The following is a 13,426-nucleotide window of genomic DNA, read 5'->3' on the forward strand; positions in this document are numbered from 1 at the left end:
CCCGATTTTCCGCGCGGAAGGTAGCATGCGGGCCGCCGGACGGAAGGGGTTTTTGGACATTATCCGCATGTGGCCAATGAAAAAGAGGCGGGGTGCGCCCGCCTCTTGTCCCCGCCTCTTTCACTTGTCTTACCGATACGGTCTTCACCGTCCCGCAAAAGCAGAAGATCAGAATTCTTCCCAGTTGTCGTCCTGCGGCTTGGCAGCGCCGAAGGCCTGCGCCAGCTTGCCATGCAAGGCGCCGGCCGGCGACGGCGCAGGCCGAGCCGAAACGGATGCCCCGACGGGACCGCGCCCGCCCGACGGCTTTCCCTCCGGCTGGGTGACAAGCTTGACGGAGGCTCGTGACGCAACCGCGGGTCTGGACGCCGGAGAGGCGTCAGGGGCCCGAGAGGATCGATGTCCCTGGAGGGCTTGCGAGGCTTGCGGTGCCATGCCCTTCGGCGCGACAGGCGTGCCGGCCCTGGAGGCGAATGTCGAGCCGCTGCCCGGCGGCAAAGGCTGGTTGGCGGCGGTCATCGGCCTCCCCCCTGGCGCGGAACCGCGCGGGCGCTCGGCGGTCGCGCCGGCACCCAGCTTGAACTGGCGCAGAAGCGTATCCAGCTCGCCGGCCTCGCGGGCCAGGGCATGGCTTGCCGCCGTCTGCTGCTCGACCATGGCGGCATTCTGCTGCGTATTGTGGTCCATCGAGCCCACCGCCGTGTTGATTTCCTGCAGACCGAGCGATTGTTCGCGGGTCGAGGTGACGATCGCCTTGATGTTCTCGTTGATCTCCTGCACCTCGACGACGATTGCCTGCAGGGCTTCGCCGGTTTCGCCGACAAGCGCCACGCCTGCATCCACCTGTTGGCTGGAATTGGTGATCAGGCTCTTGATCTCGCGCGCCGCATTGGCGGAGCGCTGGGCAAGCTCGCGCACTTCCTGGGCAACGACCGCAAAGCCCTTGCCGGCCTCGCCCGCACGCGCGGCCTCGACGCCGGCATTCAGCGCCAGAAGATTGGTCTGGAAGGCAATGTCATCGATGACGCTGATGATGTTGATAATCTCGTTGGACGATTTGGAGATGCCCTCCATGGCGGAAACCGCCCGGCGCACGACATCGCCCGATTTCTCGGCGCCGACACGGGCCCTTTCGACGCGCTGGCCCACATCTTCCGCCCGGCGCGCCGATTCCTTGACCGTCGTCGTGACTTCCTCGACCGCCGCGGCCGTCTGTTCGACGGAGGCGGCCTGACGCTCGGTGCGGCGGGCCAGATCATCGGTGGCGGCGCGGATCTCGGAGGCGCCGGCATTGATGGCCGAGGCATTGCGGCCGACATGCTCCAATGCATCCTGCAGCTTGCCGAGTGCCTGGTTGAAATCGCCCCGCAGGCGATCGAGATGGGCAGCAAAGGGCCGCTCCAGACGATAGGCGACATCGCCGTCCGCCAGTTTCGACAAGCCTTGCGCCAGCGAATTGATGGCGAACTCGATCTCGGCCGTCTCGCGCGCCTGGCGCGCATCATTGGCGTGGCGCTCCTGGTCGCTCGTCTGCCGCAGTTCATCGGTCTGCCGCGCCAGGCGAACCTTCTCGATCGCGGCATCCTTGAACACGGCGACGGCCTTCGCCATTTCGCCGACCTCGTCGCTGCGGTCGAGCGCCGGAACCTCGATCGCATGATTGCCGGCCGCGAGCTCGGCCATGGCTCTGGTCATCCCGACGATCGGCGTGACGATGGCCCGCGACAGCAGGAGGATGAGCGCCACCGCAATCAGGCCGGCCACGCCACCGCCGATGATCAGCGTCCACAGGACGACCGCATGCGCCCGCTCCTGCTCGCCCACTTTGGCCGCCGTCAGACCGGCCAGATCCGCCTTCAGCTTGTCGGCGGCGGCGTTGAACCGGCTCATCTGCGGCGATTGATCCGTGGTGGCGGCAAACACAGCGGCAACCGCTCCCGCATCGGCGGCCGTTTCGCGCGCCTTCATCTGCGGCTCGACGACGCTCGACAGATAGGCCTGCGACGCCGCCTTCAGCTCCGTCAGCGTCGCTGCGATGGCCGGCTCATGGCTTGCCTGTCCCAGCGCCATTTCCAGCGCCGCGGCCGTTTCCTTCTGCTTCTCGTAGACGGCAGCTTTCAGCCCCGCATTGCCGGACAACAGGTAGCCGCGTTCGTTCAGCACAAGCTCAAGCTGGGCCTCCGTTGCGGCTGCGCTCGCCTCCTGGATCTTCTGGGCCAAAGCCAGGCCGCGCGAGGCATCGGCAGAGCGCCAGGCCTGCAGATAGACCACTGCGGAGGCCATGAGGCAGACGGACATCAGCGCCAGGAACGTGCTGATCAGCTTCTTGTTGAGGGACAGGTTCTTCAGGGACATTGTGCACCGGATTGACGAAAAACGGTCGTTTTAACGATCGCTCATCAAAACCGCAGGGACGTTAATTTACCGTTGCCGCCCGGTCGAAAGACAGGGGCTTTCATCATGTATTCTTGTCGGACAAGATAGTGTAGCCAATGTCACATTTGATGATCGTCAAATAAAAGCGCGGATCGACGATGCTATTGGAGGCACGGTCCCGGCCCATGCGATGCCAGAGCGGGGAAGGTTCGGCCGGCGACGCCGCATCCGGCGCCATTTCCCGCTTTTCTCTTGCACTTCCTCGAAAGGCCCGGCATTGACGGGCAATGAAACCAACATCTCCCGAAGACACGTCCACAGGTCCCGCCGAACGGCTGGACCAGCTGCTGCTGCGCCGCGGGCTTTTCCCCACCCGCTCGCGGGCGCGCGATGCGATCATGCGCGGCACTGTGCGTATCGATGGCAAGCCCGTCGTCAAGCCCGGCCAGGTCGTTTCGGCCGGAGCCGTCGTGGCAATCGACGATCCGGCACAGGCCTATGTCTCGCGTGCCGCGCTGAAGCTCGTGGCCGCGCTCGATCATTTCGACATCAAGCCCGAGGGACGGACCTGTCTCGATATCGGCGCCTCGACAGGCGGCTTTACCCAGGTGCTGCTGGAACGCGGGGCTGCCCGTGTCTTCGCCGTGGATGTCGGTCATGGGCAATTGCATGACCTGCTGGGACGGGATCCGCGTGTCGTGAAACGCGAGGGTCTGAACGCCCGCCACCTCACGGCCGATGACCTCTTTGATCAGACGGACGGATCCGACGCCGCGCAAGGGGCGCAAGGGGCGCACGAAACACAGGGAACACAGGGGGCGATGCCGATCACGCTCGTCGTCTCCGATGTCTCCTTCATCTCGCTCAGACTGGCGCTGCCGCCGGCCCTTGCGCTTGCCGAGGACGGCGCTTTCTGCGTGCTTCTGGTCAAGCCGCAATTCGAGGCGGGACGCGAGGCCATCGGCAAAGGCGGCATGCTGCGCGATCCGTCCAGCGCCCCGCAGGTCGCCGAGGGGCTGGAGCAATGGCTGCAGGCGGAGATGGGCTGGCAAAGCCTTGGCCTGATCCCCTCGCCGATTGCCGGCGGCGACGGCAACCAGGAATTTCTGCTCGCCGGGCGAAAGCCGGTGCGCGCGGATCCGCAACCGGATCATGATTCAGATCTTTGACAGAAAGAGGCCTGACATCATCATGATCTGCGCTCAATCCAGGACTGCTTGATGAGTACCGAGACTGTTTCGATCGCGAGCCTTGGCGCAAAGGGGGACGGTGTGGCCCATACCGCCGAAGGTCCCGTCTTCGTGCCCTATACCCTGCCGGGCGAAACGGTCGCCATCGCAAGGGTCAGGAGCCAGGGCATGCTGATCTCGCTTGCCCGGCCGTCGCCGGATCGGGTCGAGCCCCCCTGCCGACATTTCGGCCCGGACGGCGTGGGCGGCACCTGCGGCGGCTGCGTTTTGCAGCATATGGAAAAGCGCGCCTATAATGGCTTCAAGCGGCAGATCCTCGTCGATGCGCTGAAGTCGCAGGGCATTGACGGCAAGGTCGGCGAAACGATCGAAGCCTTTCCGCATCAGAGGCGGCGCATGGTTCTGACGGTGCGTCGCCGCGACGGCCAGATTGTCATCGGCATCAACCAGGCCGAGACCCATCATGTCGTTCCCCTGCAGGAATGTCCCATCGCCGCGGATGCCATCATCTCGCGGCTTGATGCGCTGAAACTGATTGCCAAGGCCAGCGGCTGCGATGCCTTCCGGATCGTCGTGACTGTGACCCTGACGGGGCTCGACGTGTCGCTGGAAGGCGTGCAGGGCGGGTTGAAGGAGCCGCAGCGGCGCGCCGTCACGACGGCGGTCCTCGGCCTGCGCGACATCGCCCGCGTCTCCATCAATGGCGAGATCCTGATAGAACCCGCCGCCCCCATGCTCGATTTCGGTGGCGCCCGCGTTGTTCTGCCGCCGGGCGGTTTCACGCAGGCGACACGCGAAGCCGAAGAGGCCATGGCCGCCCTGGCGATCGCGCATATCGGCAAGGCCAAGCGGGTTGCCGACCTGTTTGCCGGCATCGGCACCTTTGCCCTGCGCCTCGGCAGGACATCCAGCGTGCATGCGGTGGAATCGGAGGACAAGGCGGTGAAGGCGCTGGACCGCGCCGCCCGCACGACCATGGGGCTGAAACCGGTCACGACGGAACGCCGCGACCTCTTTCGCCGGCCGCTGACGCCGCAGGAGCTGAAAACTTATGATGCGGTCATCTTCGACCCGCCCCGGGCGGGCGCGGAGGCGCAGTGCCGCGAACTGTCTCTGTCTTCGGTCAAGCGCCTCGTGGCCGTCAGCTGCAACCCGCTGACGCTTGCCCGCGATCTCTCCATCCTGATCAAGGGCGGCTATCGCCTGACCTCCGTCACGCCGATCGACCAGTTCCTCTGGTCATCGCATGTGGAGGCCGTGGCGCTCCTCGAGCGATGACCTTCACCGGTGCCGGAGCAGCGCTCAATAGGGCTTGTCCGCGGCGATCTCGCCGGCCTCGGCCTCGCGCTTCAGATAGCGCTGGTCAATCACCGGCAGCGGCTCGCCATCGATCGCCGCCTCGAAGGCCTTGAGGCGCTTGTAGATGGACATCAGCTCCACCAGGGTTGTCCAGGCATTGATCAGATACTGGAATGAGCTGCGGACCTGATCGAAGACATTGCTGATCTGGGTGAAGATGCCGAGCGTGACCTTGCCCGCAGCGATGGAGGGGATGAGCACCACCAGGCTGTAGATATTGTCGGCCTGCAGATAGAAGATGCGGGCAATGTTGAAATAGAGATAGTGGAAATAGAGGCGGAAATAGTTCTTCCGCACATTGTCGAAGAGCTCCGCCACCGTCAGCGGCTGCGCGCGGTTCTCGTCATCCTCGCCATAGACCAGTTCCTTGCGATAGGCGGCTTCCACGCGCTGGTTGCGGAACTCCAGGCCCGGCAGCTTGATCCCCACCAGTGCCAGAAAGCCGGTGCCGAACAAGGACCAGATGATCGCCGCCCAGACCAGGGCATGGGGGATTTCCCCGATGATCGGCAGTTCGGTGATCGTCTGGGAAAAGCCGAACAGGACCGGCAGAAAGGCGATCAGCGTCATGATCGCCCGCACGAAGCCGACGCCGAGCCCCTCCACCGTGGAGGAGAAGCGCATCGTATCTTCCTGCACACGCTGGGAGGCGCCTTCGATATGCCTGAGCTTGCCCCAATTGGCCATGTAGAACTCGTTCATCGCCGTGCGCCAGCGGAAGATGTAGTGGCTGACGAAAAAGAGGTTCAGAACGCCGACCGTGACCGCCAGGAACAGAATGCCGGCCACGCCGACCAGACCCAGATAGAGCTGCTCCGCCGTGACGGGAGCGGTCTTGGCAAGCGCCTGCTGGATGAGATCGTAATAGGGACCGTACCAGGCGTTCAGCGCCACGCTGACCTGAACCGAGAAATAGGTGGCGAAGATGATCAGAGCCGTCCCCAGAACCGACCACATCTGCCAGCGATGCGGGCTGAACCAGAACCAGAAGCCGGCAAACAGGAAAACCCCAACCCAGTAATAGACGTAGAACCAGACAAAGGGCGTCGACCAGAAGACGGAGACGCCGATGATCGGCACACTGCCGTCAGGCTGCGGCAGGCCCAGCAGGGTGCCCATGCCATCGCCGCCGGAATACCAGCCGACGATCATCAGGAGCGCCCAGATCAGGGCGGAAATGAAGAAGGGTTTCGGCCTTGGAAAGAAGGAGTGGAACACGGAATGCGGTTTCCCTTGCTGCAGTGCAAACGTCTCAGGCGACGCAATAGGCGCCGAACCTATGATAGTTGCGGGAGTGCGGCAATGGTCTGGCCGACAAGGTCGAGGTCAAAAGCCAATCAAGATTTGGAGCGGACTGCGACCCTTAAACATTTGCAACCTCTGGAAAGCATCGGGCCGGCCAGGGCTTTTCGCAAAAATAGGAGCTTGTATCAGATAGAGAGTTGCCACGCTTGATTGCAGTTTAACCCGGCCTTAACCATGTCTTTCACTGCCTTGAACCTTTTCAATACTAATCCATTTATGCGCTTGCCTGATGATCGGGCCCCGACCGTGCCATGTATATTTACCTGTTGTTAATCCGCTCTTCCGACACGGGGATGCGCGGATCAGTCCTTTGAAGGGGTCCAGCTTGTCTTTCCTCCGCAATGCGAGCATTCGCACAAAGATCCTGACGCTCGTCGCGTCCACCGCCGCCATCGGCATCCTTGGTACCGGCATTATGACGAACGGCTACAAGGGCGCCGACACAACCTATTCCGCCTTCATCGCCAGCGACATGACATCGGCGATGGAAATGGCCCGCTCGACAACCTCGCTTCTGGCCTCGGAGGTCGCGGCCTACCAGATCGTCCACCTGGACGCGGCGACCGAAAGCCGGCTTTCGCCGATCGAGAGCTACGAGGAAGGCAAGGCAACCGTCTATCGCCGCCTCGACAAGGCAAAGCAGCTGGCTCCCGCGGACGCCGCAACCATCGAGGGGTTTGCGCAGCGTGCAAGGGGCATCTATGCCGCCTTCGATCAGGCCATCGCGCTCGACAAGGAAGGCAGGACGGTCGAGGCCACCGCGGCCCTGACCGGAATGGACGGCCAGATTTCCAGCTGGCGCAATGATCTGCGCGACTGGAACAACAAGCGCCTGGAGGACCTCGCGCGGCAATCGGACGCGCTTACGGCGCAGACCAATACCATGATCGCCAGCATCCTCGGCGGGCTTGGCCTGTTGTTCGGCCTCGGTCTCGCAGCCGCCCTCTACATCTCCGCCCGCGGCATTACCGGGCCGATCGACGCGCTGCGCGGCCGGATGCTGTCGCTGGCCGAAGGCCGCACGCAAGACGATGTGCCCGGCATCGGCAGGCGCGACGAAGTCGGCGAGATGGCCGATGCGGTCGCCGTCTTCCGCGACAATGCCATTGAGCGTCTGCGTCTGGAGGCGGAAGCCGAGGCCAATCGCAGCCTTTCCGAGACCGAACGCCTGCAACGGGATGCCGAGAATGCCAGGGCAGCGGCCGAGGTGAAATTCGCCGTGGAGAGCCTGGCGGGCGCCCTGTCGCGGCTTGCCGAAGGCGATGTCTCCTACCGCATCGATCAAACATTCACCGCCAGCCTGGACCAGGTGCGGCACGATTTCAACCACTCGGCGGACAAGCTGCAGGCCGCGCTGATGGCAGTTGCCCAGAATGCCCGCGGCATCGATTCCGGCGCCAACGAGATCAAGGCCGCGGCCGATGACCTGGCCAGGCGCACCGAGCAGCAGGCGGCCGCCGTGGAGGAAACCGCCGCTGCGCTGGAGGAGATCACGACGACCGTCAAGGATTCCACCCGCCGCGCCCAGGAGGCCGGCGCTTTGGTGGCCCGCACCCGCCAGGGGGCGGAACAATCCGGCGAAGTCGTGCGCCGCGCCGTCTCCTCGATGGAAAAGATCGAGAAATCGTCGAGCGAGATCTCCTCGATCATCGGCGTCATCGACGAGATCGCCTTCCAGACCAATCTTCTGGCGCTGAATGCCGGGGTCGAGGCGGCGCGTGCCGGCGAGGCCGGCAAGGGCTTTGCGGTGGTGGCCCAGGAAGTGCGCGAGCTTGCCCAGCGTTCCGCGACCGCGGCCAAGGAAATCAAGGCCTTGATCTCGACATCGAACCAACAGGTTCAGGAAGGCGTGCAGCTGGTCGGGGAGACCGGCAAGGCACTCCAGACCATCGTTGCGGAAGTCCATGAGATCAACCGCCACGTGACGGCCATTGTCGAGGCGGCGCAGGAACAGTCCTCCGGGCTGCAGCAGATCAACACGGCCGTCAATCAGATGGACCAGGACACGCAGAAGAATGCCGCCATGGTGGAGGAATCGACTGCCGCCAGCCATGGGCTTGCCCGAGAAGTGGCATCGCTCAACGCACTCCTGTCGCAGTTCAAGCTGGCCGAAAGCGGACATGCCGCACCGGGCGCCCGGCTTGCCGCGGGTGAGCCGCGCATCGCCGCCTCCCCGGCGCGTGCCCTGAGCCGCAAGCTTGCCAGCGCTTTCTCCGGCAATGCCGCTTTGGCGACGAAGACCGACAATTGGGAAGAGTTCTGATCTCGTCTCGATGCAAGCGACACTCGGGCCGCGGCCGAAACCGCCGCGTCCCGAAGACGGATCGAAACGGTAGCGCGCCAGCCGGCTTCATCCTGTCCAAATCGAGAACCGCCCGCCTCAGCTCCGGCGCAGGATCGGCGCTGCCAGCACGGCCGCAAGGACAAGGATGGCGGCTGCGATCAGCGAGGCCAGCGTGAAGGAGCCGCTCCATTCGCTCGCCCAGCCGGCCACCAGCGGGCCGACGATCTGACCGGTCCCGAAGGCGGCGGTCATCAGCGCCAGCGCCCGCCGCTGGCTGTCGGGCGCAAGCTGGCGGGCAATCTGCAAGCCGTAGGCGGTAATGGTCATGAAGGTCAGCCCCAGAAGCAGCCCGCCGATCAAGGCGCCTGCGACCGGCGGCATCAGCACGGATGCCGTCACGCCCACCGCTTCCATCAACAGGCACAGGAGATAGCAGCGGCCGGCGCCCAGGCGCTGGAGCAGCGGGCGCCACAGGAACAGCGAGACGGCGGCCGCCAGGCCGGTGACCAGCCAGGCACCCGCTTCCACCGCCGGTCCCGCCGCCGCCAAGCGCACGATCGCCACCAGGAAAGTGGCCGTGACGACATAGCCGAAGCCGAACAGGCCGTAGGACAGCGTCAACAGAACAAGCGGCCGCGTCCAGCGGATGGGCGGCTCGGGCGCCATGCGATGGCCCGCAACCGGCCGCGGCAGATGGCGGCCGACAAAGGCAAGCGCGGCGAGGACGACGCCGGAGGCGACGAGCCAGTCCAGCCGCCAGCCATGGGCGGCATCGCCGGCCATTCGGTGGATCAGAAAGGCAACGACCGAGGACAGGGCGATCCCCGCCCCCACTCCGCCGAAATGCACCGATTGCACGGCGCTTCGGCCAAGCGCATGGGGCAGCACGATCGCGGAGGTGAAGATCATTGCAAAGGCGCTGGCAAGGCCGGCGAGACAGCGGATGAGGATGAAGAGCCAAAGCGCGCTCGTCGCCGCCATGCAGGCCAGCAGCAGGGCCGTGGCAAGAAGCCCGCCCAGCGCCAGGTGCCGTTCGCGTCCAGCCGCCCAGCTTTGGCTGGCAAGGAGGGCGCCGGCGAGATAGCCGGCAAAATTGCCCGCCGCGATCAATCCCGCATCGGCGGCAGAGAGCGGTATATCGCTCATCATGCCGGGCAGCACCGGCGTGAAGAAGAAGCGGCCGAACCCCATGGCCGCCGCCATGGCAACGGCGCCGGCAAAACCGATCAGCAGCGGGTGGTCGGGGGAGCGGGACAAGGACATGGCCTTTCCTTGCAGCAAAGCGCGGCGGGTGCAATTCAGGAATTCTGACGCATTCCATCACATTCGGTGATGGGCCTGGGCAAGCGCTTCAGTCTTTCGGATGGAGAAGCCTAGGGTCCAGCAAAACTGCGTCAGCGGTTTCGCGTCCGGACTGCGTAAAAAGCGAAGAGACAGAGCATTTCAGGTGATCCCGTTTTCACGCGAAATACTCAAGGGTCAAAACTCAATCTGGTTCCGGGCGTGGCGCGAGCGGATTTTGTTTGCGAGGCTCTATTCCGCCAGCGTCAGGATCAGCGGACCGTTGCGGGTCACGACGATGGTATGCTCGAACTGCACGGTCGGCGCCTTGGGATCGCTGTAGAGCGTCCAGGGATCGCCATTGCCGCCATCCTCCGCCCATTGGCCGCCAAGCGAAAGGAAGGGCTCGACGGTGAAGACCAGGCCTTCGGCCATGTCGCGGCTCTCGGCCGGATCCGGCCAGGTCGGCACTTCGGCAGGCTCCTCGTGCAGCGAGCGGCCAATGCCGTGGCTCGCCAGATTGGTGATGAGCGTGTAGCGGTTCTTCTTGGCGAAGGCGCCGATCGCCTGGCCGATGCCGGCAATCGGCTTGCCCGGCTTGACCTGCTGCAGGCCCGTCCACAGCGCCCGGCGGCCGTCACGCAGGAGTTTCTCGATCTCGCGCTTGACCGGCGGCACGGCGAAGGAGGCGCCGGTATCGCCGAAGAACCCGTCCTTGACCGCCGACACGTCGATATTCACCAGATCGCCCGCGGCAATGACGCGGTCTCCGGGAATTCCGTGCGCAACCTCTTCATTGACGCTGATGCAGGTCGCTCCGGGAAACTGGTAGCAGAATTCCGGCGCCGATTGCGCGCCATTATCCTCCAGCACCTTGCGGCCGATCTGGTCGAGTTCCAGCGTGGTGATGCCCGGCTGAAGCGCTTTGGACATCACATCGATGGCCTGGGCGCAGATGCGCCCAATGGCCTTCAGCTTCTGAAGTTCGTCGTCGGAGGTAATGATCATCGTATAGAGCGCTTCCGGCTACCGTCTCAGGCGGCGGGTTTCGCCCCATCTTGGGCTGAGGTCAACGCTTTTCTGACGAGCGGCGCGACCTTGGTGCCGAAAAGCTCGATGCCGCGCATGATCTCCGCATGCGGCATCAGGCCGATCGCCATCTGGATCAGCAGCCGGTCATTGCCGAACACCTTGTGCGCCGCGACGATCTTTTCCGCCACGGTTTCCGGATCGCCGACGAAGAGATTGCCGGGCGCCGACCGGGCACGGTCGAACTGCGCGCGATTGGTCGGCGGCCAGCCGCGCTCGCGACCGATGCGGTCCATCACCGCCGCCTGCGGACCGTAGAACTGATCGGCAGCCTTTTGCGTGGTATCGGCAACGAAGCCGTGCACATTGATACTGGTCTTCAAGGTGCTCGGATCATGGCCGGACCTGCGGGCAGCCTCCCGGTACAGCTCGAAGAAGGGGGCGAAGCGGGCGTAATCGCCGCCGATGATGGCGACCGCCAGCGGCAGGCCGAGCGCCCCCGCACGCGCAACCGATTGCGGCGTGCCGCCAACGGCGATCCAGATGGGAAGCCTCTCCTGGAGGGGACGCGGATAGACGCCCCTGTGCTCGATCGGCGCGCGCAGCTCGCCGGCCCAGTCCACCACTTCATGGTCGCGCAGCGTCAGAAGCAGGTCGAGCTTTTCGGAGAAGAGCCGGTCGTAATCGCTGAGATCATAGCCGAACAGCGGATAGGATTCGATGAAGGAGCCGCGGCCGGCCATGATTTCCGCCCGTCCGCCCGACAGCAGGTCGACGGTGGAAAACTGCTGGAAGACGCGGATGGGATCGTCCGAGCTCAGGACCGAGACGGCGCTGGTGAGGCGGATCCGCTTGGTCCGGACGGCCGCGGCCGCCAGCACGGTCGCCGGGGAGGAGACCGCATAATCCGGCCGGTGATGTTCTCCCAGTCCGAAGACGTCGAGGCCCACCTGATCCGCAAGCTCGATCTCTTCCAGAAGATGCTTCAGGCGGATCGCGGCATCCTCGCCGCGGCTGCCGCTGGCAATGGCCGGATCAACATCCGCGAAGGTGTAGAGGCCGAGTTCCATGTCGAAAAATCCCTATGCTCATGCCGCGTTTGCTCTGTCCGCGTCTTCGCCCGTTTTCGGCCTGGGACACGCGGCGAGCCTTCGGCAAATGTGAAAATTCCTCCCGTAGATAGGCAAGGAGGCGGTCCGTTGAAACAGGAAAGTTTCGAAGGCCCCGGTCGAAAAAATGGATGGCGGGAAACCGCCAATAGGAATCCGCATTCAAAGTCTTGGACCTCGACGTTCACCAAAAGCCTTATCTGAGCCCTAGCGCCACCACGCCTGCGCGCAGTCTGCGGTTGCCCGGCGCGGCTTCGCCGTATCGGCCGGGATCAAAAAGCCGGTCGCTCTCATCAGGAAAGCCAGGTTCAAGAACCGGATTCAATGTCTCAACCGATGCCGGTATCTGCCGCAAAGGATTCGCCTATTGCCGCTGTCTGCGAAGCGGCGCCGGAATGGCAGCGTTCGCCCGCATGCCGCCCTCCCCCGCTAGCTTCACCCCCTTCGCCCCCCTCACCCCCTGGCGGCTTTGCCCTTTCGCGCTATAGTCTCCCCCATACCCACCGACCAACCGACCCATCCGCCAACCGACGTGAACCCTTATGAGGAGCCCTATGGCCGATCTGTCCGCCTTCCCGATTACCCGCCGCTGGCCTGCCGCCAATCCCGATATCCTGCAGCTTTACTCGACACCGACGCCCAATGGGGTCAAGGCCTCGATCATGCTGGAAGAGACAGGCCTGGCCTACGAGCCGCATTTCATCAATATCGGCCAGAACGAGACCTGGGGTGAGGATTACCTGTCGCTCAATCCCAATGGAAAGATCCCGGCCATCCTGGATCCGAACGGACCGGACGGCAAGCCGATGGCTCTTTTCGAATCCGGCGCCATCCTGATCTATCTGGCGGAAAAGACAGGACAGTTCCTGCCGAAGCAGGCGGCCGCCCGCTATGAGACCATTCAATGGGTGATGTTCCAGATGGGCGGCATCGGCCCCATGTTCGGCCAGTTCGGCTATTTCCAGAAATTTGCCGGAAAAGAGATCGAGGACAAGCGTCCGCGTGACCGTTACCTCAACGAAACCAAGCGTTTGCTGGGCGTTATGAACACCCGGCTTTCGGGCCGTTCCTTCCTGATGGGCGACGAGGTGACGATTGCCGATTTCGCCTGCATCGGCTGGGTGCGTGCCATGATCGGCTTTTACGAAGCCCGCGACCTGGTGGAGTTCGACAGCCAGGTTGCGCTGTCGTCCTGGTTCGAGCGGATGATGGCAAGGCCCGGCGTTCAGCGCGGCGTCGAGATCCCGGCGCGCCCCTGAGGCAGTCACGAGGCGCTCCCGAAGCGGTCACGAGACAGACACTTGCCGCGACCTTGCCCGTTATCCGGACGGGCAAGGCCGGCTCTCCGACAGTCTTTCTCATCAACCCTTTGTGAGACCGGCCTTCAGGGGATTGATCCACCCGTTAACCATTCGCTAACTCTCCTCCCGAACAATTGCGCCCTGTCGCACCCGCTTGTTTCTTCATCCGGGATGTAATCCATCTGCCATGAT

The 13,426-nt window shown here is 64.0% G+C and carries 9 protein-coding genes; 4 read left to right on the plus strand and 5 right to left on the minus strand.

The window, feature by feature from the left end:
* Nucleotides 1-168: 168 nt before the first annotated feature.
* A complete protein-coding gene (locus tag QTJ18_RS16465; RefSeq protein WP_289851945.1) occupies nt 169-2,355 on the minus strand; it encodes a methyl-accepting chemotaxis protein in 2,187 nt (728 codons plus the stop codon).
* Nucleotides 2,356-2,663: 308 nt separating this feature from the next.
* Here QTJ18_RS16465 and QTJ18_RS16470 point away from each other — a divergent pair, with 308 nt between their 5' ends.
* Both QTJ18_RS16470 and QTJ18_RS16475 read left to right on the plus strand, forming a co-directional pair.
* Complete coding sequence (locus QTJ18_RS16470; protein WP_252751260.1) at nt 2,664-3,545, plus strand: TlyA family RNA methyltransferase; 882 nt, start codon at nt 2,664-2,666, stop codon at nt 3,543-3,545.
* A gap of 51 nt (nt 3,546-3,596) precedes the next feature.
* The gene (locus tag QTJ18_RS16475) at nt 3,597-4,844 is read left to right on the plus strand and encodes a class I SAM-dependent RNA methyltransferase (protein WP_252751261.1); all 1,248 of its coding nucleotides are present in this window, start codon (nt 3,597-3,599) and stop codon (nt 4,842-4,844) included.
* Nucleotides 4,845-4,868: 24 nt separating this feature from the next.
* Here QTJ18_RS16475 and sbmA read toward each other — a convergent pair whose 3' ends face one another.
* A complete protein-coding gene (sbmA, locus tag QTJ18_RS16480) occupies nt 4,869-6,143 on the minus strand; it encodes a peptide antibiotic transporter SbmA (protein ID WP_252751262.1) in 1,275 nt (424 codons plus the stop codon).
* A gap of 412 nt (nt 6,144-6,555) precedes the next feature.
* On the opposite strand from sbmA, the gene QTJ18_RS16485 reads away from it, so the two are divergent.
* On the plus strand, nt 6,556-8,493 hold the full coding sequence (locus QTJ18_RS16485) for a methyl-accepting chemotaxis protein (protein ID WP_252751263.1): 1,938 nt from the start codon (nt 6,556-6,558) through the stop codon (nt 8,491-8,493).
* A 117-nt stretch (nt 8,494-8,610) separates the two neighbouring features.
* Here QTJ18_RS16485 and QTJ18_RS16490 read toward each other — a convergent pair whose 3' ends face one another.
* The 3 genes from QTJ18_RS16490 to QTJ18_RS16500 form a co-directional block, all read right to left on the minus strand.
* A complete protein-coding gene (locus QTJ18_RS16490; RefSeq protein ID WP_252751264.1) occupies nt 8,611-9,777 on the minus strand; it encodes a YbfB/YjiJ family MFS transporter in 1,167 nt (388 codons plus the stop codon).
* Nucleotides 9,778-10,047: 270 nt separating this feature from the next.
* Entirely contained in the window at nt 10,048-10,803 is a 756-nt protein-coding gene (gene map / locus QTJ18_RS16495; protein ID WP_252751265.1) for a type I methionyl aminopeptidase, read from the minus strand.
* 26 nt (nt 10,804-10,829) lie between these two features.
* A complete protein-coding gene (locus QTJ18_RS16500; protein ID WP_252751266.1) occupies nt 10,830-11,894 on the minus strand; it encodes an LLM class flavin-dependent oxidoreductase in 1,065 nt (354 codons plus the stop codon).
* 593 nt (nt 11,895-12,487) lie between these two features.
* On the opposite strand from QTJ18_RS16500, the gene QTJ18_RS16505 reads away from it, so the two are divergent.
* Nucleotides 12,488-13,192, plus strand: coding sequence for a glutathione binding-like protein (locus QTJ18_RS16505; RefSeq protein ID WP_252751267.1), 705 nt, complete (start codon nt 12,488-12,490; stop codon nt 13,190-13,192).
* Nucleotides 13,193-13,426: the final 234 nt, after the last annotated feature.

This window comes from Rhizobium sp. SSA_523 (genome assembly GCF_030435705.1).
Taxonomy (GTDB): Bacteria; Pseudomonadota; Alphaproteobacteria; order Rhizobiales; family Rhizobiaceae; genus Neorhizobium.

Excerpts from the sequence above, each read along its gene's own strand:
- QTJ18_RS16465 (WP_289851945.1), bottom strand. The coding sequence starts at position 2,355 with ATGTCCCTGAAGAACCTGTCCCTCAACAAGAAGCTGATCAGCACGTTC.
- QTJ18_RS16470 (WP_252751260.1), top strand. The coding sequence starts at position 2,664 with ATGAAACCAACATCTCCCGAAGACACGTCCACAGGTCCCGCCGAACGG.
- QTJ18_RS16475 (WP_252751261.1), top strand. The coding sequence starts at position 3,597 with ATGAGTACCGAGACTGTTTCGATCGCGAGCCTTGGCGCAAAGGGGGAC.
- QTJ18_RS16490 (WP_252751264.1), bottom strand. The coding sequence starts at position 9,777 with ATGTCCTTGTCCCGCTCCCCCGACCACCCGCTGCTGATCGGTTTTGCC.
- map (WP_252751265.1), bottom strand. The coding sequence starts at position 10,803 with ATGATCATTACCTCCGACGACGAACTTCAGAAGCTGAAGGCCATTGGG.
- QTJ18_RS16500 (WP_252751266.1), bottom strand. The coding sequence starts at position 11,894 with ATGGAACTCGGCCTCTACACCTTCGCGGATGTTGATCCGGCCATTGCC.
- QTJ18_RS16505 (WP_252751267.1), top strand. The coding sequence starts at position 12,488 with ATGGCCGATCTGTCCGCCTTCCCGATTACCCGCCGCTGGCCTGCCGCC.